The following is a 2,001-nucleotide window of genomic DNA, read 5'->3' on the forward strand; positions in this document are numbered from 1 at the left end:
GTAAGCGCTCCATAAACCCCACCTAGCAAAAGGCGGACAGAGCGTTTAGCCATACACCTGAGGCGTACAGTTCCAAGGCAGCAAGGCTTCGTAATCTTCAACTGATGCCGCCTGCGGCAACCGCTCCAGTGTGTGGCGCAGCCACGCATAGGGCTCCTGACCGTTGGCTTTGGCTGTCTCGACTAGGCTGTAGAGCCGAGCACTGGCCGTCGCGCCGTTGGGCGTGTCGCTGAACAACCAGTTCTTTCTACCGATCACGAAGGGTCTGATGGCGCGCTCGGCTGGGTTATTGTCGATCGGCAAATAGCCTTCCTCGACATACCGCTCGAGTTTGTTCCAGTTGTTGGCCAGATAGGTTACGGCCTTGCCCAGTGCGTTCTGCGTTGTGACATAGGGGAGCGTTTTATCGACCCAAGCCTTTAGCTCGCTCATCACATGGCAACTTAAATCCTGACGACCTCGTTTGCGGCCATCATCGCTACTTTCTTTGTACGCGATCTCGATGCCGTATAGCTTGCTGATCAGCTTCAACGCTATATCCGCACGTCCCGTCCTGCCTTTGGGTTGCAGTTTCTGCGCTTCAACAAACTTGCGCCGTGCATGCGCCCAACACCCCAAACGCTCGACGCCATCCTGCGCGCCCAGTGCGTTGTAACCGGCGTAATCGTCTGTCATCAGATAGCCGCGATAGCCTTCGAACAGATGCACCGGTACTTCCTGCGCACGGCTGGTGGAGTAGTCGAAAAGGATCACCGGTTTGTCGGGCGGACCGCCGGTCTGCACCCACATCCAGGACTGACTGCCGGGCTGTCGGCTTGTCTCTTTCAAGACCTGAACGCGAGTTTCATCGCAGTGGATAACGCGGCTTTCCAGCAGTTGATCGCGCATCAGATTCAGCAGTGGCTGTAAATACTCACCGCACTGGATAACCCAGCGGGCCAGGGTCTGGCGCGGGACGTCGACGCCGTGACGGCTCAGCACTTTTTCAAAGCGGTGAAGCGGCAAACCATCCACGTACTTGGTGGTCAGCAGCATGGCTAGCACGCTGGGGCTGGCCATGCTTTTTTCGATCAGTTGGGCCGGTTTGTCTGCTGTTATGGGAGCTATTTCGCAGTCGCGGCAGCCGTATACCTTGCGCACGTGCTTGATAACTCGGATTTGCATCGGCACGATTTCAAGCTGCTCGCTGACTTCCTCACCAATGGCGTGCTTGCGGCAGCCACATACGCACGTCAGTTCATGCTCAGGAAGTTCGTGGATGATTTCAATGCGCGGCAGGTCGGCGGGCAACGGCTTGCGTTTGCCGCGCCGCTTGGCGGGTGATACCTCCTCTTCCTCAGCGGATTCGTCGACGGGTTCTACTTCGTGTTCTGCTTCGTTGAACAACGCCATTTGCGGCGTCGCAGGATCGACCGCTTGCTCGGATTGTCGGCCAAACAGTCGCTGACGCAGCAGGGCAACCTGTTCTTCAAGAAAGCCGACTCTGGACTGCATCTTCGCAAGCATCTGCTTGAGCAATTCGGGGTCATCGGGAAAGTTTTCGGGCATGTGATTCATGCCCTGGATTATACCGAATCAGGCCACGAATCGCGGCGTCAAAACCTGATGAGGGCGATTACGCCAGAGGTCGAAACCATCCAATAGCCAGTTGAGTTCCTGCACAGTCAGAACAATCGCTTCGTCCGCTGCGTCGGGCGATGTTTTGAAACGCTCGGATTCGAGGCGTTTGAGCCAAAGGCAGAAACCGTTGCGTTCCCAGTACAAGATCTTCACGCGGTTACGTGGCTTGTTGAGAAAGACAAATAACACGGGGTCGAATACCGCCACCTTGATATCCAACTCGACCAGCGCAGCTAGGCCATCAATGGATTTTCGAAAGTCCACGGGTTTGGGGTAGAGATAGACTTTTTCGACTTTGGCATCGGGTCGCATCATGGCGGCTGGCTCCTGAGGGAATCGGGAGCACAGCATCCGGGATCAGCTAAGCGCTTTGAATGTGGG

General features: G+C 56.2%; 2 protein-coding genes. Both read right to left on the reverse strand.

The window, feature by feature from the left end; translation table 11 throughout:
- Positions 1-45: 45 nt before the first annotated feature.
- On the reverse strand, positions 46-1,557 hold the full coding sequence (locus M5B43_RS27125) for an IS66 family transposase (protein WP_248752943.1): 1,512 nt from the start codon (positions 1,555-1,557) through the stop codon (positions 46-48).
- An 18-nt stretch (positions 1,558-1,575) separates the two neighbouring features.
- Positions 1,576-1,935, reverse strand: coding sequence for an IS66 family insertion sequence element accessory protein TnpB (gene tnpB / locus M5B43_RS27130; RefSeq protein WP_240055051.1), 360 nt, complete (start codon positions 1,933-1,935; stop codon positions 1,576-1,578).
- Positions 1,936-2,001 lie beyond the last annotated feature (66 nt).

This window comes from Pseudomonas sp. MWU15-20650, assembly GCF_023242475.1.
GTDB lineage: Bacteria > Pseudomonadota > Gammaproteobacteria > Pseudomonadales > Pseudomonadaceae > Aquipseudomonas.